Source organism: Streptomyces sp. NBC_00523, from assembly GCF_036346615.1.
In the GTDB taxonomy this organism is placed as follows: domain Bacteria; phylum Actinomycetota; class Actinomycetes; order Streptomycetales; family Streptomycetaceae; genus Streptomyces.
On sequence record NZ_CP107836.1, the window covers coordinates 1,636,364 to 1,659,776 of the forward strand.

23 protein-coding genes and 1 pseudogene are annotated in these 23,413 nt (G+C 73.1%); 14 read left to right on the top strand and 10 right to left on the bottom strand.

What is annotated here, in order from left to right; genetic code table 11:
* Positions 1–127: 127 nt before the first annotated feature.
* The 7 genes and pseudogenes from OHS17_RS07370 to OHS17_RS07400 all read left to right on the top strand — a co-directional run.
* Positions 128–1,234 (top strand): pyridoxal-phosphate-dependent aminotransferase family protein, encoded by a 1,107-nt coding sequence (locus tag OHS17_RS07370; RefSeq protein WP_330311512.1) that lies wholly within the window; start codon positions 128–130, stop codon positions 1,232–1,234.
* 318 nt (positions 1,235–1,552) lie between these two features.
* A complete protein-coding gene (gene ectA, locus OHS17_RS07375; protein WP_202534490.1) occupies positions 1,553–2,083 on the top strand; it encodes a diaminobutyrate acetyltransferase in 531 nt (176 codons plus the stop codon).
* Between the two features lie 76 nt (positions 2,084–2,159).
* The gene (gene ectB, locus OHS17_RS07380; protein ID WP_018104674.1) at positions 2,160–3,422 is read left to right on the top strand and encodes a diaminobutyrate--2-oxoglutarate transaminase; all 1,263 of its coding nucleotides are present in this window, start codon (positions 2,160–2,162) and stop codon (positions 3,420–3,422) included.
* A gap of 51 nt (positions 3,423–3,473) precedes the next feature.
* The gene (locus tag OHS17_RS07385; protein ID WP_018104673.1) at positions 3,474–3,872 is read left to right on the top strand and encodes an ectoine synthase; all 399 of its coding nucleotides are present in this window, start codon (positions 3,474–3,476) and stop codon (positions 3,870–3,872) included.
* Positions 3,873–3,877: 5 nt separating this feature from the next.
* On the top strand, positions 3,878–4,771 hold the full coding sequence (gene thpD, locus OHS17_RS07390; RefSeq protein ID WP_018104672.1) for an ectoine hydroxylase: 894 nt from the start codon (positions 3,878–3,880) through the stop codon (positions 4,769–4,771).
* 99 nt (positions 4,772–4,870) lie between these two features.
* The gene (locus tag OHS17_RS07395; RefSeq protein WP_330311513.1) at positions 4,871–5,881 is read left to right on the top strand and encodes a VOC family protein; all 1,011 of its coding nucleotides are present in this window, start codon (positions 4,871–4,873) and stop codon (positions 5,879–5,881) included.
* Between the two features lie 10 nt (positions 5,882–5,891).
* Positions 5,892–6,152, top strand: a pseudogene (locus tag OHS17_RS07400) (substrate-binding domain-containing protein); the annotation flags it as partial.
* A gap of 22 nt (positions 6,153–6,174) precedes the next feature.
* On the opposite strand, the gene OHS17_RS07405 reads toward OHS17_RS07400, so the two are convergent.
* The 6 genes from OHS17_RS07405 to OHS17_RS07430 form a co-directional block, all read right to left on the bottom strand.
* A complete protein-coding gene (locus OHS17_RS07405; protein ID WP_330311514.1) occupies positions 6,175–7,236 on the bottom strand; it encodes an aminotransferase class V-fold PLP-dependent enzyme in 1,062 nt (353 codons plus the stop codon).
* Positions 7,237–7,390: 154 nt separating this feature from the next.
* Positions 7,391–8,110: a DsbA family oxidoreductase gene (locus tag OHS17_RS07410; RefSeq protein ID WP_330311515.1), complete on the bottom strand. Its 720-nt coding sequence runs from the start codon at positions 8,108–8,110 to the stop codon at positions 7,391–7,393.
* A gap of 113 nt (positions 8,111–8,223) precedes the next feature.
* Complete coding sequence (locus OHS17_RS07415; RefSeq protein ID WP_330311516.1) at positions 8,224–8,712, bottom strand: GNAT family N-acetyltransferase; 489 nt, start codon at positions 8,710–8,712, stop codon at positions 8,224–8,226.
* A gap of 37 nt (positions 8,713–8,749) precedes the next feature.
* A complete protein-coding gene (locus OHS17_RS07420) occupies positions 8,750–9,478 on the bottom strand; it encodes a hypothetical protein (protein WP_330311517.1) in 729 nt (242 codons plus the stop codon).
* Between the two features lie 114 nt (positions 9,479–9,592).
* Entirely contained in the window at positions 9,593–10,198 is a 606-nt protein-coding gene (locus OHS17_RS07425; protein ID WP_330311518.1) for a DUF1349 domain-containing protein, read from the bottom strand.
* Positions 10,195–11,715, bottom strand: coding sequence for an aldehyde dehydrogenase (NADP(+)) (locus OHS17_RS07430; RefSeq protein ID WP_330311519.1), 1,521 nt, complete (start codon positions 11,713–11,715; stop codon positions 10,195–10,197). The genes OHS17_RS07425 and OHS17_RS07430 overlap by 4 nt, the downstream gene beginning before the upstream one ends.
* Before the next feature lie 167 nt (positions 11,716–11,882).
* Between OHS17_RS07430 and OHS17_RS07435 the strand changes: the two genes are divergently transcribed.
* From OHS17_RS07435 to OHS17_RS07465, 7 genes are all read left to right on the top strand, one after another.
* Complete coding sequence (locus OHS17_RS07435; RefSeq protein ID WP_161207045.1) at positions 11,883–12,653, top strand: IclR family transcriptional regulator; 771 nt, start codon at positions 11,883–11,885, stop codon at positions 12,651–12,653.
* 87 nt (positions 12,654–12,740) lie between these two features.
* Positions 12,741–13,706, top strand: a complete 966-nt coding sequence (locus tag OHS17_RS07440; RefSeq protein WP_330311520.1) for a hypothetical protein — start codon at positions 12,741–12,743, stop codon at positions 13,704–13,706.
* Positions 13,703–14,965 (top strand): sensor histidine kinase, encoded by a 1,263-nt coding sequence (locus tag OHS17_RS07445; protein ID WP_330311521.1) that lies wholly within the window; start codon positions 13,703–13,705, stop codon positions 14,963–14,965. The genes OHS17_RS07440 and OHS17_RS07445 overlap by 4 nt, the downstream gene beginning before the upstream one ends.
* On the top strand, positions 14,962–15,621 hold the full coding sequence (locus tag OHS17_RS07450; protein WP_330311522.1) for a response regulator transcription factor: 660 nt from the start codon (positions 14,962–14,964) through the stop codon (positions 15,619–15,621). Before OHS17_RS07445 ends, OHS17_RS07450 begins: the two co-directional genes overlap by 4 nt.
* A 100-nt stretch (positions 15,622–15,721) precedes the next feature.
* Positions 15,722–17,167 carry a peptidoglycan D,D-transpeptidase FtsI family protein gene (locus OHS17_RS07455; protein WP_330311523.1) on the top strand — a complete coding sequence of 482 codons (1,446 nt, stop codon included), beginning with the start codon at positions 15,722–15,724 and terminating at the stop codon, positions 17,165–17,167.
* A 97-nt stretch (positions 17,168–17,264) separates the two neighbouring features.
* Entirely contained in the window at positions 17,265–17,834 is a 570-nt protein-coding gene (locus OHS17_RS07460) for a SigE family RNA polymerase sigma factor (RefSeq protein ID WP_330311524.1), read from the top strand.
* Positions 17,831–18,541 (top strand): hypothetical protein, encoded by a 711-nt coding sequence (locus tag OHS17_RS07465; RefSeq protein WP_330311525.1) that lies wholly within the window; start codon positions 17,831–17,833, stop codon positions 18,539–18,541. The genes OHS17_RS07460 and OHS17_RS07465 overlap by 4 nt, the downstream gene beginning before the upstream one ends.
* A 3-nt stretch (positions 18,542–18,544) precedes the next feature.
* On the opposite strand, the gene OHS17_RS07470 is transcribed toward OHS17_RS07465, so the two are convergent.
* The 4 genes from OHS17_RS07470 to OHS17_RS07485 form a co-directional block, all read right to left on the bottom strand.
* On the bottom strand, positions 18,545–19,630 hold the full coding sequence (locus OHS17_RS07470) for a pectinesterase family protein (RefSeq protein WP_330311526.1): 1,086 nt from the start codon (positions 19,628–19,630) through the stop codon (positions 18,545–18,547).
* Between the two features lie 68 nt (positions 19,631–19,698).
* Positions 19,699–21,033, bottom strand: a complete 1,335-nt coding sequence (locus OHS17_RS07475; protein ID WP_330311527.1) for a pectate lyase family protein — start codon at positions 21,031–21,033, stop codon at positions 19,699–19,701.
* Between the two features lie 62 nt (positions 21,034–21,095).
* The gene (locus OHS17_RS07480; protein ID WP_330311528.1) at positions 21,096–21,917 is read right to left on the bottom strand and encodes a rhamnogalacturonan acetylesterase; all 822 of its coding nucleotides are present in this window, start codon (positions 21,915–21,917) and stop codon (positions 21,096–21,098) included.
* A gap of 112 nt (positions 21,918–22,029) precedes the next feature.
* Entirely contained in the window at positions 22,030–23,364 is a 1,335-nt protein-coding gene (locus tag OHS17_RS07485) for an ABC transporter substrate-binding protein (RefSeq protein ID WP_330311529.1), read from the bottom strand.
* Between the last annotated feature and the right edge of the window lie 49 nt (positions 23,365–23,413).

The window sequence follows — 23,413 nt, forward strand, 5'->3', positions numbered from 1 at the left end:
CACTGTACGAGGGGCCCACCGCGTACGACATGCCCTGTCCCGGCCCGTCCGGACGGTGCTGGGTACGCTCGGAGGCGCCCGGTCAGCAGGCCGGAGCCCGCCGACCGAAACCGAAGAGAGCACCGCCGTGACGCACCCCTTCCTCGACCTCGCTCCGCTGACCGCCGCGCACTTCGCGGCGATCGAGCGGCGGGTGGCCGGTCTGCTGGCCACCGAGCAGGACGTCGTCATCATGCAGGGCGAGGCGCTGCTGCCGCTGGAGGGCTGCATCCGGGGCGGCGCCCGGCCCGGCTCGACGGCGCTGAACGTGGTGACCGGACCGTACGGGCAGACCTTCGGGAACTGGCTGCGCGACTGCGGGGCCGAGGTCGTCGACCTGGAGGTGCCGTTCCACACGGCCGTCACCGCGGACCAGGTCGCCGAGGCGCTGGCCGCGCACCCGGAGATCGACTTCGTCTCGCTGGTCCATGCCGAGGCGGCGACCGGGAACACCAACCCGGTCGCGGAGATCGGCGAGGTGGTGCGGGCGCACGGCGCGCTGTTCATGCTGGACGCGGTCGCCTCGGTGGGCGCCGAGCCGCTGCTGCCGGACGCCTGGGGCGTGGACCTGTGCGTGATCGGGGCGCAGAAGGCGATGGGCGGGCCCGCCGGGGTCTCGGCGGTGTCGGTGAGCGCGCGGGCCTGGGAGCGGATCGCCGCCAACCCGCAGGCGCCGCGCCGGTCCTACCTGTCGCTCCTCGACTGGAAGGAGCGCTGGATCGACGGCGGCCGCAAGGCGCTGCTGCACGCCCCGGCCCAGCTGGAGATGCTGGCCCTGGAAGCGTGCGTGGAGCGGATCGAGGCGGAGGGGCTGGACGCGGTGATGGCCCGTCACGCGGCGGCCGCGGCGGCCACCCGGGCCGGTGCGGTGGCGCTGGGCGGCGGCCTGACCCCGTACGTCCACGAGGCCCGGGACGCGGCGCCGGTGGCGACGACGCTGCGCACGCCGGAGGGCGTGGACGCGTCCGAGCTGGTCGCGCGGGCGCTCGCGGGTGAGCCCTCGCTGCCGCTGATCGCGGGCGGGGGTGCGCTGGCCAAGGAGATGATCCGGGTCAATCACTACGGGGTGGATGCGACGCGGGGCGCGGTGCTCTCCTCGCTCGCGGCTCTGGGGTCGGCGCTGGCCGAGGCCGGCCGGCAGGTCGATCTGGAGGCTGCCCGGAAGGCCGTTTCGGAAACCTGGCCCAGCGCATAAAAGCGCATTCGATAAACAATGCGGGGAGCTGCCTGAGTCAGAGCAGCTCCCCGCATTCTTATGCCCGCTTCTCCCCGGGCTAAACGCCTCAGTTATCAAGCCGTTTCCGAGCCTCATTTCGGTTGTGTGTGGAGAGAGTTATGGGCTTGTGACCGACTCCACACAGTCGGAGATTTGCCCGAAAAATACCGGACATAACGATAGAAAACGAGCACGGCTCGCGCTGGTGCGCGCACCCGCCTGATAACACAGATGCCCGCCCCACCCAACCCTTTGCCTCGATGCAATTTAAAAACTTGCTAGGTAAATTCAAATGCCATGACCGCCGCACCAGCAGATTTTGCAAGTGCCCGAAGCGAATTCCTTACGATCGACACGCCGCGAGTGGAGGACGGGGCCGCGATCTGGCGCATCGCCCGCGACTCCGAGGTCCTGGACCTCAACTCCTCGTACAGCTACCTGCTGTGGTGTCGTGACTTCGCGGCGACCTCCGTGGTCGCCCGTGACGAGACCGGCGCCCCGGTCGCCTTCGTGACGGGATACATCAGGCCGGACCGTCCCGAGACGCTCGTCGTCTGGCAGGTGGCCGTCGACCACGGCCACCGCGGTACGGGCCTGGCGGCGAAGCTGCTGGACTCCCTGACCGCCCGGGTCGCCGCCGAACAGGGCCTGGCCTCGGTCGAGACGACCGTCACCCCGGACAACACCGCGTCGGACCGCCTCTTCACCTCCTACGCACAGCGCCACGACGTGGCCCTGGAGCGCGAGGTGCTCTTCGACGGCGGACTGTTCCCCGAAGGCACCCATCTGCCGGAAGTGCTGTACCGCATCGGCCCGTTCCACGCCTGAGCGCCGCACTCCCATCCTCCGCAGCATCCTTCAACGCCGCCCGTCACACCACCTCACGCCCCGCAGGAGACCCGCTGTGACCATCACCCCGCCCGCCCTCAGTGTCTTCGAGACCCTGGAGTCCGAGGTCCGGAGCTACTGCCGCGGCTGGCCCGCCGTGTTCGACCGCGCCCAAGGCGCCCGGCTGACCGACGAGGACGGCCACTCGTACCTGGACTTCTTCGCCGGCGCGGGCTCGCTCAACTACGGCCACAACAACCCCGTGCTCAAGCGCGCGCTGATCGACTACATCGAACGCGACGGCATCACGCACGGCCTCGACATGGCGACCACCGCCAAACGCGCCTTCCTGGACACCTTCCAGAACGTCGTGCTGCGCCCCCGCGACCTGCCGTACAAGGTGATGTTCCCCGGCCCGACGGGCACCAACGCCGTCGAGGCGGCGCTGAAGCTCGCCCGCAAGGTCAAGGGACGCGAGTCCGTCGTCTCGTTCACCAACGCCTTCCACGGCATGTCGCTCGGCTCGCTCGCCGTGACCGGCAACGCGTTCAAGCGGGCCGGTGCCGGCATCCCGCTGGTGCACGGCACGCCGATGCCGTTCGACAACTACTTCGACGGCCAGGTCCCCGACTTCCTCTGGTTCGAGCGGCTCCTGGAGGACCAGGGCTCCGGGCTCAACCACCCGGCCGCCGTGATCGTGGAGACGGTCCAGGGCGAGGGCGGCATCAACGTGGCCCGCGCCGAGTGGCTGCGCGCGCTCCAGGACCTGTGCCACCGCCAGGACATGCTGCTGATCGTCGACGACATCCAGATGGGCTGCGGCCGTACCGGCGGCTTCTTCTCCTTCGAGGAGGCCGGCATCACGCCGGACATCGTGACGCTGTCGAAGTCCATCAGCGGCTACGGACTGCCCATGTCGCTCTGCCTGTTCAAGCCGGAGCTGGACGTCTGGGAGCCGGGCGAGCACAACGGCACCTTCCGCGGCAACAACCCCGCGTTCGTCACCGCCGCCGCCGCGCTGGACGCCTACTGGGCGGACGGCCAGATGGAGAAGCAGACGCTGGCCCGGGGCGAGCAGATCGAGCAGACGATGCTGGCCATCTGCGGCGAGCACGACAGCGCCCGGTTCCGGGGCCGCGGCCTGGTCTGGGGCCTGGAGTTCGACGACCCGGCGCGCGCCTCCGCGGTCTGCGCCCGCGCGTTCCAGCTGGGGCTGCTCCTGGAGACCTCCGGCCCGCAGAGCGAGGTCGTGAAGCTGCTGCCGCCGCTCACCATCACACCCGAGGAGCTGGACGAGGGCCTGCGCACGCTGGCCCGTGCCGTCCGCGAGACCGCCTGACGGTCCGGACCGCACACCTCACCTCCGTACAGAGAAAGGCATCGAACCACCGTGATCGTCCGATCGTTCGCCGACGTCGAGAACACCGACCGGCACATCAAGGCCGCCTCCGGGACCTGGGAGAGCAAGCGCATCGTGCTCGCCGAGGAGAAGGTCGGCTTCTCGCTCCACGAAACCATCATGTACGCGGGTACCGAGACGTCGATGTGGTACGCGAACCACATCGAGGCGGTCCTGTGCGTCGAGGGCGAGGCCGAGCTGACCGACGACGAGACCGGTGAGAAGCACTGGATCACGCCGGGGACGATGTACCTGCTCAACGGCCACGAGCGCCACACGATGCGGCCCAAGACCGATTTCCGCTGTGTCTGCGTCTTCAACCCGCCGGTCACCGGACGGGAGGAGCACGACGAGAACGGTGTCTATCCACTGCTGACCGAGGAGGGCTGAACCCCATGACCACCGACGTACGCACCGACCTGTACCCCTCGCGCGGCGCCGCCGAGATGACCACTCCCCGCCAGGACCCGGTCATCTGGTCCGCGCCGGGCGCACCGGGTCCGATCAGCGCCAAGGAGCTCCAGGGCTACGAGCACGACGGCTTCCTGCCCGTCGAGCAGCTGATCACCCCGGACGAGGTGGCCGGCTACCACGCCGAGCTGGAACGGCTGATCGCCGACCCGGCCGTCCGCGCCGACGAGCGCTCCATCATCGAACCGAAGTCGCAGTCCGTGCGGTCGGTCTTCGAGGTCCACCGGATCAGCGAGGTCTTCGCCCGGCTGGTCGCCGACGAACGGGTGGTGGGCCGGGCCCGCCAGATCCTCGGTTCGGACGTCTACGTCCACCAGTCGCGGATCAACGTCAAGCCCGGGTTCGGGGCTTCGGGGTTCTACTGGCACTCGGACTTCGAGACCTGGCACGCGGAGGACGGTCTGCCGAACATGCGGACGGTGTCCGTGTCGATCGCGCTGACCGAGAACTACGACACCAACGGCGGGCTGATGATCATGCCCGGCTCGCACAAGTCGTTCCTCGGCTGCGCGGGTGAGACGCCGAAGGACAACTACAAGAAGTCGCTCCAGATGCAGGACGCCGGCACCCCGTCCGACGAGGCGCTGACGAAGATGGCCGACCGACACGGCATCAGGCTCTTCACGGGCAAGGCCGGTTCGGCGACCTGGTTCGACTGCAACGCGATGCACGGCTCGGGCGACAACATCACGCCGTACCCGCGCAGCAACGTGTTCATCGTGTTCAACAGCGTGGAGAACACCGCGCAGGAGCCGTTCGCGGCGCCGGTCCGCCGCCCGGAGTTCATCGGGGCGCGCGACTTCACCCCGGTGAAGTAGGTCCCGGCAGGGCCTTGGAGGGGGTGGCACGGATTCCCGTGCCACCCCCTCCGGCATATCTCGGTGGACCGGGGCGGGACCGGCGGGAACAGTGAGCGCATGACATCCCACGTACAGCACATCACCATCGACTGCGCCGACGCCTACGCCCTGGGCACCTTCTGGTCGGCCGTGCTCGGCGCGCCGCTCTCCGACGAGGACCATCCCGGCGACCCCGAGGCCCTGGTCGAAGCGCCGGGCGCCGCAATCCTCTTCGTCACCGTGCCCGACAGGAAGCAGACCAAGAACCGCGTGCACCTGGACATCAAGCCCGCGGACCGCACCCGGGACGAGGAGGTCGAACGGCTGCTGGCCCTCGGCGCCACCCTGGTCGCCGACCACCGCAAGCCGAACGGACGGGGCTGGGCGACCCTCGCCGACCCGGAGGGCAACGAGTTCTGCGTGGAGTGCGGCACGGCCGAACGGGCCGCGCTCACCGGTACGCGGCTGCCGGTCACCGCGGACGACGTGACCGAGGCGGTCCGCCTGACGGTCGACACGCTCGCCGCCGCCCCGGCCGCCGACTGGCGCGTCCCGGCCGGGACGCTGACGTGGGACTGCTGGGAGACCGCGGAGCACCTGAGCGACGACCTGTTCGCGTACGCCGTCCAACTGGGCCCGCGTACGCCGTCGGTGGAGACCGAGGTGCCGTACCACTGGGCCCCCCGGCGCGAGGGCGGCCCGTGGAACGCGGTCTTCACCGACCCGGAGGCGGGGGTGGCCGGGCTGCTCCAGACCGTGGAGGCGAGCGGCGCGCTGCTGGCCGCCATGGTCCGTACGGCGTCCCCGGCCACCCGCTCGTACCACGGGTACGGGGTCTCCGACCCGGAGGGCTTCGCGGCCATGGGCGTCGTGGAGACCCTGGTGCACGCCCATGACATCGCGTCGGGCCTGGGCGTCTCCTGGGAGCCGCCCGCCGGACTGTGCGACCGGGCGCTGGCCCGGCTCTTCCCCGACGCCCCGGAGGACAAGGACCGGTGGGCCGTGCTGCTCTGGTCCACCGGCCGCGGCGAGCTGCCCGGCCGCGAGCGCGTCACCTCGTGGAAGTGGCGGAGCGCGCCCCTGGCGTGACCCCTCCGGCTTCGTCGCCTCGGACCTGATGGCGCAGGGCGTGCTCGCGGCCCTGGAGAAGGTCGGGCGCAGCGTGCCGCACGACGTCGCGGTGGGCGGTTTCGACGACTCCCCCGCCGCGCTCGCCTCCCGCCCGGCGCTGACGACGATCCGCCGGCCGTGGGGCCGGATCAGCGCCGAGATGGTACGGGTGCTGCTGGCGCAGATCGGCGGGGAGGACCCGGCCGCGGTGATACTGCCGACCGGGCTGGTCCGCCGCGACTCGGCGTGACCGGGTGCGCGGCGCGGGCCCGTCAGCCGGCGAGCACCTGAAGGGCGCGGTCCACGTCCGCCTCGGTGTTGTAGAGGTGGAAGGACGCGCGCAGGTTGCCCGCCCGCCCTGCGACCAGCACCCCGGCCCGCTGGAGCTCCGGTGCCCGGTCGCCGAGCCCGGGCACCGCGACGACGACGGTGTCCGCCTCGACGGGCTCGTGCCCGAGGGCCGTCACTCCGGCGCGGAAGCGGTCGGCGAGCGCGAGGGCGTGGTCGTGCAGGGCGTCGACGCCGATCTCGTGGAGCAGGGCGAGGGAGTGCTCGGCGCCGTGGTACGCGAGGTAGACGGGCGGCTCGTCGTAGCGGTGGGCGTCGGCGGCGAGCTTGGTGACCGGTCCGTAGACGCTGCCCCACGGGTCCTCGGAGGCGGCCATGCCCACGTCGACCGGCCGCACGGCCTCCTGCGCCTCCTCGGTGACGGTGAGGAACGACGTACCGCGCGGGCAGAGCAGGTACTTGAAGCCGCCGGTGACCGTGTAGTCGAAGGCCCCCGCGTCGAGCGGCAGCCAGCCCGCGGACTGGGTGGCGTCCAGCAGGGTGCGGGCACCGTGGGCGGCCGCGGCGGCCCGGACCGCGTCCAGGCCGGCGCGGCGGCCGTCCGCCGACTGCACCGAGGAGAAGGCGACGAGCGCGGTGGACGGGCGCACGGCCTCGGCCAGCCCGTCCAGCGGCACGTAGCGCATGTCGAGGTCGCCGCGGATGGCGAACGGGCTGACGACGGAGCTGAACTCGCCCTCGGGGGCGAGCACTTCGGACCCCGGGGGCAGCGAGGCCGCGATCAGCCCGACGTGGGCGACGACCGAGCTGCCGACGGCGACCCGGTCGGCCCCGACGCCGACGAGGCGCGCGAAGCCGTCCCGGGCGCGGTCCACCGCCTCGAAGTCCCCCGAACCGTTGCGGCGGCCGGAGGCGCCCTCCTCGGCGAGGGTCTTCACCGCGTCGACGGTGCGACGGGGCAGCAGCCCGCAGGTGGAGGTGTTGAGGTAGGTGGTCTCGGGCGCGAACTCGGCGGCGACGGCACGGCTGAGCGGAGAGATCGTCATGCGTTCAGCGTGAACCTTCGCCGACCTGGGGTCAATTGACAAAAATTCACGGCCGACCCCAAGCGATGCTTATGCGTCCGGGTGCGCGGGCCGGGCTCGTGGGCCGGGCCAGCGGACCGGTGCGCGGGCCGCCGGGAACGGCCCGCGCGACGGGTCAGGCGTTCCGGGCCGCCGCTCCGGGGACCTCGCAGGCCCCCTCGGCGTCACAGGCCGCCGCGTCGGCGGCGGCGGTCACCGGGCGGTCCTTCCACGCCTGCTCCAGCGCCTGGGCGAAGACCTCGGCGGGCTGGCCGCCGGAGATGCCGTAGCGCCGGTCGAACACGAAGAACGGCACCGCGTTGGCGCCCAGCTCGGCCGCCTCCTGCTCGTCGGCGCGCACCTCGTCGGCGTACGCCTTCGGGTCGGCGAGCACCGCGCGCGCCTCCTCGGCGTCGAGCCCCGCCTCGACGGCCAGGTCCAGCAGGACCGCGTCGTCGAAGACGGACCGCTCCTCGGCGAAGTTGGCCCGGTAGGCGAGGGTCAGCAGCTCCTCCTGGCGGCCGCGGGCCTTGGCCAGGTGCAGCAGGCGGTGGATGTCGAACGTGCTGCCGTGGTCGCGGCCCTCGGTGAGGTAGCCGAGCCCTTCGGCCCGGGCGTTGGCGGCGACGTTGGCCTCCATCGAGCGGACCTCGTCGGGGGTGCGCCCGTACTTCCGCGCCAGCATGTCGGTGACCAGCTCGGTGTCCGCCTTGGCACGGCCGGGGTCGAGCTCGAAGGAGCGGTGGACCACCTCGACGTCGTCGCGGTGGGCGAAGCCCGCGAGGCCCTTCTCGAAGCGGGCCTTTCCGACATAGCACCAGGGGCAGGCGATGTCGCTCCAGATCTCGACGCGCATGACTCTTCTTCTCTCCGGACTCATCGATGACTGCGGCAGGGGCGGAGGCACCCTCCGCTCCCCGCCCAACGCATGGCGGGCCCGGGCCATTCCCGGGCCCGCACCCGGTGTGCTCAGCCTCTACCCGGCGCTTCCCGCACCGCGAGGCGCAGCACCAGATGGTCGCCGTGCCGGGGCGTCTCCGGGTCGGCGACCCAGCCGCAGGCCGAGTAGAACGCCTGGGCGCGCTTGTTGGGCTCGAAGACCTCCAGCCGGGCCCGCGTCACACCGCGCCGCTGCCAGTCGGCGACGCACGCGAGGTGCAGGGCGCTGCCGACGCCCTCGCGCCAGTGGGCCGGGGAGACGTGGAGCTGGGTGAGGTACGTCCAGCCGTCGCGCACGGAATGGGCGGCGATGCCGACGAGCGCGCCGTCCTCCTCGGCGACGAGCACGGTGGCGTCCTCCCGGTCCACCGCGCGGGCCCAGCCCTCCCGGCTCCGGCCGACCTCGGCCGGACCGGCGTACTCCTCCTCGGCGAGATGCCCGCTGTAGTAGGTGGCCCTGGCCTCGGTGTGCAGGGTGACTATCGCGTCCAGGTCGTCCTGCGTCGCTGTACGGATCATGGTGGGGAGGACGTACGGGCCGGGGCTCCGGTTCCGGTCAGAGGCCGAACCGCTCCCCCGCCCGCAGCGCCCGCACGACGACGGCCCCGGGCTCGTCCGCGCGCCGGACGAGGCGCACCTGCCCCGTCCCGGCCACCGTCGCCCGGCCGTCGGGCGCGACGGACAGCGTGGTGTTCTCGTCCAGGGCGAAGCCGCGTTCCGCGTCGCCCCGGGCCACCGCCGCGACGAGCCGGCCGAGCGTCCCCCAGGCGGAGGCGTGCACGTCGACGGTGTACGGGACGAGTCCCAGGCCGGTGCGGACCTCGATCTCCTCCAGGTCCTCCGCCGCGTCGTCCGGGCAGACCGGGACGCCCCGGTCCAGCCATCCCCCGACGAGCGCGTGATCCGCGGCGACGACGGCGCCGGCGGAGAAGCCCGCGTACGGCAGTCCGCGCTCCGCGACGGCCCGGGCCACGGCCTCGCGCGCGGGACCGAGGGCGGCCTGATAGGCAGGCGTCAGTCCACCGCCGACCAGCAGTCCGTCAAGGCCGGCCAGCGCCCCTGGGTCGAACACGCCGCCCTCCGGGACCAGGAGGGGGACCGGCCGGACGCCCGGTGCGACCCGGCGCAGCGCGGTGGCCCAGCGGGCGAACTGCTCGTGGCCGTCGCCCTCGTCGACGAGCAGGCAGCCCACGAGGCCCTCGTCCCCGGCCTCGGCGAGGAAGGGGCCGTGGACGAGCGGCGCGGCCTCCTCGTCCCAGCCACCACCGATCAGATGCACACCCATGACGCTCTCCGCCCCGTTTCCGGCCCGGCTCCCGGACCGTCGGGCAGGCTCTCACGGACGGGCGGCGGGCGGCAGGGAATTACCGCGCGTGCCGCCCGCCGCGTGCCGGGTCCGTCAGCTGCCGTCGCGGAGGTCCGCCAGGCCCTCCTCCCGGAAGGCGATCCGGTCGAAGGTCACCTCGCAGCCCTCGCCCGTGGGTGACTGGGCGAGGAAGCCGACGGACGCGGTGGCCGCCTGCTCCGGGGTGCCCAGGGTGAAGACGCGGACGAAGGTCCACTTCTCGCCGTCGGCCGAGGCGTGGAAGGCGAAGGCGTGTCCCGTACGGCTCAGGCGCAGCCAGTGGGTGTCGCCGTCCACGACGGAGGAGTTGACGTCGTCCGAGTGGCCCCGGGTGACCACCGTGCAGATGGTCGGGCGCTCCGGGGACAGCTCCAGGCAGAGCTTGGCCCACTCCCGGTCGCCGGTGTGGAGGTAGAGCACGCCCGCGTCGAAGGCGGCGGCGAAGCCCACCTTCACCCGGGCGACGAGCTGGAAGTCGCCCGCCGGGGCGGCGCCGAGGAGCCGGGGCGCGTCGCTCGCCGGTTCCAGGCCGTCGCCGCCCGGCGGGACGAAGCGGTCCTGGCGGGCGCCGGCGCGGCCGGTGAGCGTGCCGTTCTCGTACGTCCAGCCGCCCTCGGGGCCGTACGGCCGGAGCGCGAAGGGGAGTTCGGGGAGGTTCATGCGGGTCGTCCGTCCACGCGGCGGGGCAGGCCCAGCGGGTTGTCCTCGCGCAGCTCCGGCGGGAGGAGCGCTTCGGGGGTGGTCTGGTAGCTGACCGGGCGCAGCCAGCGCTCGATGGCGGTGGCGCCGACCGAGGTGGAGGTGGAGGTGGTGGCCGGGTAGGGGCCGCCGTGGTGCTGGGCGGGCGCGACGGCGACGCCGGTCGGCCAGCCGTTGACGAGGACCCGCCCGGCGAGCGGGGTGAGGGCGGCGAGGAGGTCCGCCGCGGCGCCCCCGGCCTCCTCGGTGGCGATGTGGAGGGTGGCGGTGAGGTTGCCCGGGAGGCGGGACAGGACGGCGGTGATCTCGTCCTCGGAGGTGTAGCGGGCGACGACGGTGACGGGGCCGAAGCACTCCTCCAGGAGCGCGTCGTGCGGGCCCTCGGCGGTGAGCTCACGGGCCGGGACGGTCAGGAAGCCGGCCGCGACGGTGTGCTCGCCGCCCGCGCCGGGGGTGACGGGCGCCTCGACCCCGGGGAGCGCGGCGCGCTCGGTGACCCCGGCGAGGAAGGCGTCGCGCATGCGGTGGTCGAGGAGGACCCCGGCCTCGGTGTCGCTGACGGCCTCGGTGAGCGCCTTGAGGAGGCGGTCGCCGCCCGCACCCTCGGGGACCAGGACGAATCCGGGCTTGGTGCAGAACTGTCCGGCGCCCATGGTCATCGAGCCGGCCAGGCCCGCGCCGATCTCCTCGCCGCGCTCGGCGGCGGCGGCCCCGGTGACGACGACGGGGTTGAGGGAGCCCAGCTCGCCGTGGAAGGGGATGGGCGCGGGGCGGGCGGCGGCCGCGTCGAACAGGGCGCGCCCGCCGCGCACCGAGCCGGTGAATCCGGCGGCGGCGACGAGCGGGTGCCGGACGAGGGCGACGCCCGCCTCGAAGCCGTGGACGAGGGTGACGACGTCCTCGGGCAGCCCGGTGCGCGCGGCGGCCCGGCGCAGGACCGAGGCGCAGAGCTCGGAGGTCGCCGGGTGGTCCGGGTGGGCCTTGACGACGACGGGGCAGCCGGCCGCGAGGGCGCTGGCGGTGTCGCCGCCGGGGACGGAGAAGGCGAGCGGGAAGTTGCTGGCCGCGTAGACCGCGACGACGCCGAGCGGGATCTTGTAGCGGCGCAGGTCGGGCCAGGGCGGGGTGCGGGTGGCGTCCGCGTGGTCGATGTGGATGTCGAGGAAGGCGCCCTCGTCCACGACCTCCGCGAAGGCCCGCAACTGGGCCGCGGTGCGCGCGAGTTCGCCGGTCAACCGGGCCGGGCCGAGGGCCGTCTCGGCGTCGGCGGCCTCGATGACGTGGTCCCCGGCCTCGGTGAGCAGTTCGGCGGCCGTGCGCAGGAACGCGGCGCGCATGGTGCGGTCGGCGAGGGAGCCGCGTACCGCGTGGGCGGCGCGGACCGCGCGGTCGACCTCCTCCGCTGTGGCCTCCACCGCAACCTGCTCGCGCGGGTTCCCGGTGCGGGGGTCGACGCTCCAGACTGGTGCTGCTGCCACCGTGTTTCCTTCCGCTCCACTGCCGCACATCAGAAGTCGTCCGGTATAAGCTGTTCGGTATTCTGAACAGCGTTCCTGAACGTGAATGTGAAGCGACTCTATTTCCGGGCGTTCGGTGTTGGCAAGAAGTCGCAGGGTTTCGTCGGCGGGGTGAAAGGGGCAGGGCGATGTCGGTTCCCGAGTCGGGTGGGGCGCAGGTCAAGTCCGCGGTACGGACGGTCGAACTGCTGGAGTACTTCGCGGGACGGCCCGGCATGCACTCGCTCGCCGCGGTCCAGGAGGCCGTCGGCTACCCGAAGTCCAGCCTCTACATGCTGCTGCGCACCCTGGTGGAGCTGGGCTGGGTGGAGACCGACGCGACGGGGACGCGGTACGGGATCGGCGTACGGGCCCTGCTGGTCGGCACCTCGTACATCGACGGCGACGAGGTCGTCGCCGCGGCCCGGCCCACGCTCGACCGGCTCTCCGACGACACCACGGAGACCATCCACCTGGCCCGGCTCGACGGCACCAACGTGGTCTACCTCGCCACCCGCCAGTCCCAGCACTATCTGCGCCCCTTCACCCGCGTCGGCCGCCGGCTGCCCGCGCACTCCACCTCGCTCGGCAAGGCGCTGCTCGCCACCTACAGCGACGAGCAGGTCCGCAAGATGCTGCCCGAGACGCTGCCCGCGCTCACCGAACACACCCTGACGGACCGGGAGAAGCTCATCGAGGAGCTGCACCAGATCCGTGAGCAGGGGTACGCGGTGGACCGCGAGGAGAACACCCTGGGTCTGCGCTGCTTCGGCGTCGCCGTCCCGTACCGCACCCCGGCCCGGGACGCCATCAGCTGCTCGGTGCCGGTCGCCAGGCTCACGCCCGCGCACGAACAGACGGTCAAGGACGCGCTGTTCGACGCGCGCGACCGACTGACGCTCGCCACCCGCAGGCTCTGAGCCCCCGGTCCGCCTCCCCCGCGCGGCGGAGGCGGATCGTCATCGGGCAGGACGTGCGGGGGTGTGCCGCCCGGCAGCGTGGGGGCCATGACAACCGTCTCCGCCCGCACCGCGCTGCGTACCGTCGCCATCGTCTCCTGCCTGCCCTACATCACGCTCAAGATCGCCTGGGTGGCGGGCAGCCGCGTCGGGATCCCGGACGGCAGTGAGCTGCTGGACCACCGCGCCCGGATGGCCGTCGCCAACGGCGGTTCGGTGCTGATGGACGGCGTGGTGGTGGTCCTGGCCCTGCTGCTCACCCGGCCCTGGGGGCTGCGGGTGCCCGCGTGGCTGCCGGCGCTACCGATGTGGACGGCGACCGGGCTGCTGCTGCCGATCATGACCGGCTACCCGGCGCAGCTGCTGGCCCGGGCGCTGGGCGGCGACACCGGCGGCGCGGAGGCCGCGGGCCGGCCGTTCCTGCGCGAGTGGGTGTTCGGCGTCGTCTACGGCGGCTTCATCCTCCAGGGCCTGTCGCTGGGCGCGCTGTTCGTGCTGTACGCCCGTGACCGCTGGGGCCACCTGTGGCGGGGCACCCTGGGCGAGCTGCCCGCGAGCCCGACCACCCCCGCCCTGCGGGCCGCCGCCGTCGCCGCGTCGCTGCTCGCCCTGGCGCCCGGCACCGCGCATCTGCTCTGGGCGGCGGGCTCGACGGCCGGCCTCACCCCGGACCGGGTGGCCGGGCGGGACAGCGGCTTCCACGTGCTGGAGGCGGTGTACGTGCTGTGGATCGCGGTGGCCGTGGCCGGGGTCCTGCTGCTGGCCTTCCGCCGGTCCGCACTGCCGCTGCGGGTGCCGCTCGCGCTGGCGTGGGGCGGGTCCGGGGCGACGGCCTGCTGGGGCGGCTGGCTCTGCCTGGCCGCGCTGGGCTCGGCCGGGGAGGGCGCGGAAACGGCCACGCCCGGCATGGTGCTCACCTACGCTGTGCAGATGCTGGTCGGAACGCTGGTGGTGACCCTCGGCGCGTACTTCCTCGCGGAACGCGCGGCCGGGACGCGAGGCGCCCCGGCATGACCCCGCTGATAGCCCGGCTGGCGGGCCGCCGTGCCCGGCTGCGGTGGCTGCATCTGATCATCGGCGGCGCCCTGCTGATGCCGTACTTCCTGGTCGGCACGGTGGCCGTCGGCTTGTACGCGCCCGGCGTCAACCCCTTCACCTCGCTCCCCGCCCAGCTCGCCGCCTTCGGCGTTGCCCTGCCAATGGCCGCCGTCACCGCGCTGCTCCCCACCGCCCGGCCGCTCTCGGTGGCCGCTGCCCGCGCCCTGTGCGGGCTCGCCCCGGACCGGCCGCTCGCGGACGGGCCCGCCGCCTCCCGCCAGGCGCGGGCGCGCTCGGCCGCCTGGTTCACGCTGCACGTGGGGCTCGGCGGGATCATCAGCGGGATGACACTGGCACTCGTCCCGTTCGCGGTCTGCGTGGCGGCGCTGCCGTTCGTCCCGGCCCTGCGCGAATCAGCCCTGGACGCCCGCCCGGCCCTGGACCACACCTGGGTCCTGGCCGTCGCGCCCCCGGCCGGGGCGGCCATGCTCGTCGCGCTGGCCGGGTGCGCGGCGGCGGCCGGGGCGCTGCTCGCGAACCGGGCGCCCGTGCTGCTCGGCCCCACCCCGGACGACCGGCTGGCCGCCGCCGAGCGCCGGGCCGCCGAACTGGCCGTGCGCAACCGGCTCGCCCGGGAGCTGCACGACTCGGTGGGCCACGCGCTGAGCGCCGTCACCCTCCAGGCGGGGGCCGCCCGCCGGGTCCTGGACAGCGACCCCGGGTTCGTCCGGGAGGCGCTCGCCGCGATCGAGGAGACCACGCGGCGCACGGTCGGCGAACTCGACGCGGTCCTCGGCCTGTTGCGGCAGGACGGCGACGGGTCCGACGCGCTCGCGGGCCCCGGGCTCGACGCGCTCGGCGGGCTGCTCGCCCGGTGCGGGGTGCCCGTGCGCTACGAGGCCGACGGCGACCCGGGCGCGGTGCCCGGACCCGTCTCGGCCGAGGCGTACCGGATCGTGCAGGAGGGCCTGAGCAACGCACTGCGGCACGGCGTCCCCGGCTCGCCGGTCCGGCTGCGCGTGGGCGTCGGCCCCCGCGAGCTGACGCTCGTCCTGGACAGCGCGCTCCCGCCCCGGCCCCCGGTCGCCCGCCCCGGCGGCGGACGCGGCCTGACCGGCGTCAAGGAGCGCGCCCTGCTGCTCGGCGGCGCCACCGAGGCCGGGCCGCGCGACGACGGCGTGTGGCGGCTGGCCGCCCGCCTGCCCCTGCACGCCCCCGCGAAGGAGCCCCGATGAGCAGGCCGGTCCGGATCGTCCTCGCCGACGACGAACGCATGGTGCGCACCGCGCTGCGGGCCATCCTGGACGCCGAGGACGGCCTGGAGGTCGTCGGCGAGGCGGCCACCGGCGCCGAGGCGGTCTCCGTGGTGCGGGCGCTGCGGCCCGACGTGGTGCTGATGGATGTGCGGATGCCCGAGACGGACGGCATCCGGGCCACCGAGCAGATCCTCGCCACGCTGGACCCGGCCCCGCGCGTCCTGGTCGTCACCACCTTCGAGCACGACGCCTACGTGTACGAGGCGCTGCGCGCCGGGGCGGCGGGTTTCCTGCTGAAGCGGGCGGCGGCCGAGGAGCTGGTGCAGGCGGTCCGGCTGGTGGCGTGCGGCGACTCGCTGCTCTTCCCGTCCGCCGTGCGGCAGCTCGCCGCCGCGTACGGGACGCCCGCACCGGCCCCCGCCCCGCCGTGGGCCGCGCGGCTCACCGAGCGGGAGGCCCAGGTGCTGCGGCTGATCGCGGCGGGGCTGACGAACGCGGAGATCGCGGACCGGCTGGCGGTGGGCGCGGCGACGGCCAAGACGCATGTGGCGGCGGTCCTCGCGAAGACCGGGGCCCGGGACCGTACCCAGGCGGTCATCACGGCGTACGAGTCGGGGTTCATCACGCCGGGCTGAGCCCGTACGGCCGTGCACGCCGTGGTCACCGTATGAGGAATCGGTGAGAAGTGGCACAACCGGGAACGACCCGCCCGGTCCCACTCGTCCACCGAGCGGGATGAACAAGACGATAAGGCGCGCCTCGGTCTTCTGTCTGCTGCTGGTCCTCGCCCTCCTCGGGCGGGCGACCTGGGTGCAGTCGTACCAGGCCAAGGCGCTCGCAGACGACGACCACAACCGGCGGAAGATCATCGCGCAGTACGCGCAGCCGCTGGGCGACATCATCGTGGCCGGTTCGCCGGTCACGGGCTCGAAACGGACGGAGGGCAGCGATCTCGCGTACAAGCGCACCTACAAGCAGGGCGGCCTCTACTCGTCCGTGACCGGCTACAGCTCGCAGGCGTACGGCTCGACGCAGCTCGAAGGGATCTACAGCCATGTGCTGGACGGCACCGACGACCGGCTGAAGAGCCCGCTGGGCGCGCTGACGGGGAAGCGGTCCGCACCCGGTGACGTGGTCACGACGATCGACCCGGACGTGCAGAAGGCGGCGAGCGACGCGCTCGGCGACGACAAGGGCGCGGCCGTGGCGATCGACCCGAGGAGCGGGCAGATCCTGGGCATGGTGTCCTCCCCGTCGTACGACCCGTCGGACATCAGCGGCACGAACGACGGCGACACCTGGTCGAAGCTGCTCGCCGACAAGGACAAGCCGCTGGTCAACCGGGCGCTGCGGCAGCCGCTCGCGCCCGGCTCGACGTTCAAGCTGGTCGTGGCGGCGGCGGCGCTGGAGAACGGGCTGTACGACTCGGTGGACGTGCCGACGAAGAGCCCCGTCCCGTACACCCTGCCGGGCACCAGCACCCCGCTGCGGAACGAGAGCGCGTCCGCCCCCTGCGAGGACGCCTCGCTGCGGGTCGCCCTCCAGTACTCGTGCAACAACGTCTTCGGCAAGGTCGCCGCCGACCTGGGCCAGGACAAGGTGCGGGCGATGGCGGAGAAGTTCGGCTTCAACGAGGAGAAGCTGGACGTGCCGGTCCGGGCGTCCAAGAGCGTGTATCCGGAGGACATGGACAAGCCGCAGACGGCGCTGTCGGGCATCGGCCAGTTCGAGGTGACCGCGACCCCGCTCCAGATGGCGATGGTCTCCGCCGCCCTGGCCAACGGCGGTGAGCTGGCCGCCCCGCACATGGTGTCGAAGGTGACCGACGGGGACGGCGGCACGCTGGAGGACTTCGCGGACGGCGACACGGAGCGGATCGTCTCCGAGGACACCGCGAAACAGCTGCGCAGCGCCATGGTGACCGTGGTGGAGAAGGGCACCGGCACCAACGCCCGGATCGCCGGGGCCGAGGTCGGCGGCAAGACGGGCACCGCCGAGAACGGCGTGGACAACAGCAACACCCCGTACGCCTGGTTCACCTCGTACGCGAAGTCCGGCGGCCAGGAGGTCGCGGTGGCCGTGATCGTGGAGGACTCCGGTTCGACCGCGTCGGAGGTCAGCGGCAACGGGCTGGCGGCGCCGGTCGCCAAGAAAATGATGGAGGCGGCGTTGCGGCGGTAGTCCCCTCCTGCTGTCGAAGCGCTTGCGGTACGCTCACGCCCCGGCGGGGGCGTATCCGGACGGGCCGGGCGTGCGAGCGCAGGGGGACGGGGTTGCCGTGGGCACAGCAGTCGATGATGCCGCCGCCGAGTTCCATGCGTTCTTCGAGGCCCATTACGCGGAACTGGCCCGCCTCGCCCATCTGCTGACCGGCGAGGCGGATGCCGCCGACGATCTCGCGGCGGACGCCCTGCTCGCGCTCTGGCACCGCTGGGACCGGGTCCGCGAGGCCGGGCACCCGGTGGCGTACGCGCGGGGCGTCGTCGCCAACCTGGCCAGGACGCGCATCCGCAGCGCGGTCCGCGAGCGCCGCCGGATCGCGCTGTTCTGGGCGCCGCGCGGCGGCGGGGACGACGGGGCGGCCGAGGGGCCCGATGTGCCGGCGGTGGTGGACGTGCGGGAGGCGCTGCGCAGGCTGCCGTTCCGCAAGCGGGCCTGTGTGGTGCTGCGGCACGCCTTCGACCTCTCCGAGCGGGACACCTCGCTGGTGCTGGGGATCTCGGTGGGTACGGTGAAGAGCCAGACCTCGCGCGCCGTGGCGGAACTCCAACGGCTGCTGGGACCCGAGACGCCCGCCGCGCGGGTCCGGGTGGCCGTCGCGGCGCAGCGCAGCGGAGGAGAGCGTTGAACGACGAGGAGCTGTCCGGGCGGCTGCGGGAGGCCGCCGAGGCCCACCGCCCCGACCGGGCCCGGATGCTGGCCCGGATCGAGCGCGGGATGGCGGGCGACGGTCCGTCACCCCGGTCCGTGCGCCCGCCGCGCGCGGTCCGCCCGTGGCTGCGGGTGGCCGGGGCGACGGCGGCGGTCTGCGGGGTGCTGGCGGCCGGAGCGTTCGCGGTCACCTCGGCGGACGACGACGCCCGGGCGCGCGGCGGGCAGGTGGCCTCGGCGCCGTCCGCCGCCGCGAAGGCCCCGGACTCCCCCGCCGGGCTGCCGCCGGAGGACGGTCCGCTGTGGACCGGCGGCGTGGTGGACCCGAACAGCAACCCGTACTGGGCGCAGAGCAACGTCACCCTGCGGACCACCGAGCCGCTGTCCGCGCTCACCGTGGAGCTGCGGGTCGCCGAGACCGGCGGGGTGAACAGCACCGGCTCCTGGCGCTCCCTGCCCGAGCCGGACTTCACCGTCTCGGTGGACGAGAGCGGCGGCTATCTGGTCTACCGGTGGACGCTGCGTCCCGGCCGGACCGTCCCGGTCGGGACGCACACCTTCGCCGGGCAGTACAACCACGCGGAGGGCGACCGGGACGCCACCGGCGACTACGTGACCGCCCACGCGGTCCGCGCCTCGGGCGGGAAGGCGGCAGTGGGCGACCGCTTCGGGCGGGCGCAGTGACCTCTACGGCCTCCAGTCGCCGAACCACGCGGCCGGGGTGTGCTCCCGCGCCTCGGACGCCGTGAGCTGCGGGCGGTTGGCCGGGACGGTGACGCGCGCGCCCGGGCCCGTGTTGCGGTACTCCGCGAACCGCTGCTCCTGCCACGGGAAGCCGGCCGACATGGTGCCGTACGGCTCGTCCGTGTCGATGCCCGCGCCGAGGTGGCTCTCGCGCACCGTCAGCATGGGGTGCGCGGTGAGGTCCGAGGACGGCACCCAGGGGCGGGCCAGCTTGAAGTACCCGTCGGGGGCGGTGCTGGTGACCCGGGAGCGCAGGACCAGGAAGCCGTGCGGATCGGCCCCGGCGGTGCTCGGCGCGAAGACGAAGCCGTGGGGCGGTCCGGGCAGGTCGGTGCGGGCCAGGGTGCGGAAGTGGCAGCGGTCCAGGACCGCGGAGGCCCGCCCGAAGACGAAGTCGACGTCCCCTTCCACGTAGCAGTCGCGGTAGTACTGCCGGGCGAAGTCGGTGAGCGACGCCGAGTCCGCGTACAGCGTGTCCTGGTGGCCGAGGAAGCGGCAGCCGTAAAACGCCGAGCGGTCGCCGGTCACCTTGAGGGCGACGGCCTGGGTGCCGGTGTAGTCCGGGTGGTCGGCGCGCAGCCAGTCGTTGGCGAAGGTGAGGTCGCGGGCGGTGAGTCCGGCGGGCCGGGCGGTGACCGTGGCGGACCCGCTGGTGCCGTAGGTGCCCGAACTGTCGGGGCGCGGGGTGCCGTTGGCGTTGTCGTACACGATCACCGTGTCGCGCGGGTCGCCGCTCGCGCCGATGAGGGTGAGGCCGGTCCGGTCGGCGGGGATGTCGACGGTCTCCCGGTAGGTGCCGGGGGCGATGACCAGGGTGCGCCCGGTACCGGTGGCGGCGTCCACGGCGGCCTGGACGGTGGTGTGGTCGCCGCGGCCGCGCGCGTCGACGTACAGGGTGGCGCGGTCGGGGCGGCGGGCGGGCGAGCCGTGGCGGCCGAAGGGGCGGCCGTGCGCGACGGCGGGCGGGGCGGTGCCGAGCGCGAGGGCGGAGGAGGCGAAGAGGGCCAGGGCGGTGCGTCGGGTGGGCATGGGTGCTCCTTTGCGGGGGCGGCCTCCGCCGGCGCCGCGCGGGCGCCGGCGGAGGAAGGGGCGGCTGGTCAGGCGCCGGGCAGCCGGCCCGCGCCCGCGCCGAGGCCCACGACGAGCGGCACGAGCAGCGGGTGGTCGACCCGGTTGCGCAGGGTCGGGGTCCAGCCGGCGCCCGTGGTCAGCTGCTCCTCGGGGACGCCCGCGTTGTGGACGGCGATCAGGTCCGTGCGGCGGCCGTTGACCCAGTTGTCGGCGGCCGTGAGCGAGGACTCGGACCACTTCTTGAGGATCTTCGCCCGGTCGAACTCACCGCTCAGCGTGAACGCGTTGTGCTCGGCGACCAGGTGCGACTCCGCGCCGATCCCGTACGAGTAGCCGTAAACGCTGCCCTTCGTGGCGACGAAGTGGTTGTTGTACGAGTCGACCTGACCGAAGCGGACGCGGGGCGCGCGCTCGTTGACGTCCTTGAACAGGTTGTGGTGCAGGGTGACGCGGAGCTTGCCCCGGTCGGTGGCCCCGGCGCCGTCGCTGTTGCCGAGGAGCATGGTCTTGTCGTGGTCCTTGAGGACGTTCCAGGAGGCGGTGACCAGGTCGGCGCCCTTGACGATGTCGAAGAGCCCGTCGTGCTGCTGGTACAGCTCGTTGAAGTAGCGGGGCTGGTCGGCGTCGGGGCGGTCGCCGTCGCTGAAGGTGTTGTGGTCGACCCAGACGTGGTCGGAGCCGTAGACGACGAGGTTGTCGTACTCGGAGTTCCAGTGGCCGGTGTCGCCGTCGGTCGGGTCCCACTGCGGGAAGCAGTCGTAGGTGTCCTCGAAGCTGATGTTGCGGACGATGACGTTGGAGACGTTCTGGATCTGGATCGAGGCGCCGATGACCGTGGCGTCCCGGCCGGTGCCGATCAGCGTGGTGTTGGACGGCACATAGACGTTGACGGCGGCCTTCTGGAGCTTGGCGGAGGCGAGCCGGGCGTCCTCCATCGGCCCGGACGGAACCTCCTCGCGGCCCCAGGTGCCGGGGTCGTAGGCGGCGAGGTACTTGTCCAGGGTGTAGCCGTCGGTCTGGTACGCCTCGCAGTCGATCGGGTTGCCCTCGGCGTCGGCGTTGCCGTGGACGGTCCCGGCGATCCGGACGATCTTCGGCGCGTCGCCCGCGTCCTCGAAGGCGGCGATGAGTTCGGAGCGGTTGTGCACCGTGTAGACGTGGTCGGGCGTCGCGGCGGCGCCGCCGGTGGTGGAGCCCTCGGCGGAGGCCCAGCCGTCGCCCTTGGCCAGGACGGCGCGCTCGGCCCCCTTGGCGCCGCGGGGCTGCGGGGACGCCTGCGCGGGGATGCTCAGGGCGAGGGCCAGCGAGGCGCAGCCCATCGCGACGGCGATGACACGGGCACGATTTCTGCGTGTGGACATGACAAATCCTCGGTTCTGGTGCGGGACCTGTGGAAGGGGAAGGGCGGGGGGTGGCGCGGGCGTCAGGCGGCCGGCGGCCAGCTGATCCACGTCTCGGGTACGCGTGCGCCGAGCCGGCGCAGTTCACGCGGGGCGAGCACCCGCGCGTCGAGCAGGGCGCGGGCCGTCATCCGGGCGACCTCGATCGCACCGGCGGGCCGGAAGTGGGTGTTGTCCTGCCGCCCGTCGGGGTAGTTGGGGGACTCGCCGGGCTCCAGCCAGTTGAAGTACGCCTCGGTGCCGTCGGGGCCGAGCTCCTGCCAGCGGGCGAGGGTGCGGGCCTGGAGGTCGAGCAGCGGGACCCGCTCCTCGGCGGCCAGGGCGCGCATCGCGGCCGGGTAGTCGCCGTGCGTCGGCCTGGCGGTGCCGTCCTCGGCGAACCTGCGCCGCTCGACCGGGGTGAGCAGCACGGGCCGGGCGCGCCGGGCGCGTGCCTCGGCGATGTACCGGCGCAGGCAGTCCTGGTAGGTCGTGTACGGGTCGGTGCCGCGCGCCGGGTCGTCCGTCTTCTCGTCGTTGTGCCCGAACTGGATCAGCAGGAGGTCGTCCGGGCGGACGTCCGGCAGCAGCGCGGCGAGCAGCCCTTCGTCGATGAAGCTCCGGGAACTGCGGCCGTTCATGGCGTGGTTGGCCACGGTGAGCCCGGGCCCGAGGAAGAACGGCAGGGCCATGCCCCAGCCCGTCTCGGGTGCGGCGTCGGCGTACTTCTGCGCGGCCGTCGAGTCGCCCGCGAGGTGCACGGTGCGGGTACGGGGGCGGGCGCCGTGCGCCGCGGCGGGAGTGGCGGCGAGCGCCAGGGGCAGTGCGGCGAGGGCGGCCGCGGTCTGTCTGCGGGTGAGTGACACGGTGGTGGTGCTGCCTCTCTCGTGGGTGGGTACGCAGGAGGGCAGGGGCGGCGGGGGGGGCGGGGCCGTCCGCACGACGGTCCCGCGCCCGGCCCCGCTGCGGGGGGCCGGATCAGCCCTTGCTCCGCTCCTTCCACTCCTTCTGGGCCGCGTTCAGCTCGTCGGCCATCTTGTCCAGGAACGCCTTGGCCGTGACCTTGCCGAGCAGCAGCTTCTGGAACTCCGGCTCGTTGTCGGCCTTGCTGATGTTGTTCCAGTCGGGCAGGTAGTACGGCAGCTGCACGATCTTGGTGGAGCCGTCGGTGAGGGCCTTCGCGGCCAGCTCGGTGGGCGCGGCCTCGCTGATCCACGGGTCCTTGGCGGCCTCGGTGTTGGCCGGGATGGCGCCCGCGGACTCGTTCCACTTGCTGTTCGCCTCGTGCGAGGCGGCGAACTCGATGAACTTCCACGCGGCCGTCTTGTTCTTGCTCGCCTTGAACAGGCCGAGGCCGTCGACCGGGTTGGAGACCTGGACGCGGGTGCCGCCGTCGCCGACCGGGTTGGGTATCCCGGCGAACTTGTCCTTGCCGAGGGCCTTCAGGTGGTCCTGGTAGGAGCCGAGGTTGTGGCTCAGCATGCCGATGGTGCCGGTGTCGAACTGGGCGACCATCTTGGTGAAGTCGTTGTTGACGTCGGCGGACGGGGTCGCCTTCTTGTAGAGGGCGACGTACTTCTCCAGCGCCGCCACGTTCTTGGGGTCGTTGAGGGTGGTCTTGTCGCCGTTCCAGAACTCGGTGATCCCGGACTGCCCGTACGCCGCGTCGACGGCCTGGGCGATGGAGCCGGCGCCGCCGCGGATGGTGTAGCCGAACTTGTTGTTCTTGGAGTCGGTCAGCTTCCCGGCCGCCTCGTAGAACTTGGCCCAGGTGGTGGGCGCTTCGAGCCCGGCCGCCTTGAAGAGGTCGGTGCGGTACCAGAGCGCGCCGTTGTTGGCGGAGGTCGGCACGGTGTACATCTCGTCGTCCCGCCCGGCCGCGTCCTTGACGCTCTCGACCATGCCCTCGACGAGCTTGCCGTTGAGCGAGGAGTCCTTGATCCGGTCGCCCAGCGGTTCCAGGGCCTCCTGCGAGACCATGTTGGCCAGGTAGGCGGTGCCGACGCCGCCGACGTCCGGCACCCCGCCGCCCGCGATGGCCGTGTCGTACTTGGACTGCACGTCGGCGATCGGGATCGGCACGTACTTCACCTTGATGTCCGGGTACTTCTTCTCGAAGTCCTGGATGATCTCCTTCCAGACGGCGGTGCGCGGACCGCCGTTGTTGTCCCAGAAGGTGATCTCGCCCTTGCCGCTGCCCTCGTCGCCGCTGCCGCTGCCGTCGTCGCCGCACGCGGTCGCCGTCAGGGCGAGCACCGCCGCGAGCGAGACGGCGGCCGCGGCGCGCCCCCGCTGCGTCTTCGAGATGTTCATGATCGGCTCTTCTCTCTCGGTTCTCTCGGGTCTCTCGGTTCGTGCGCGT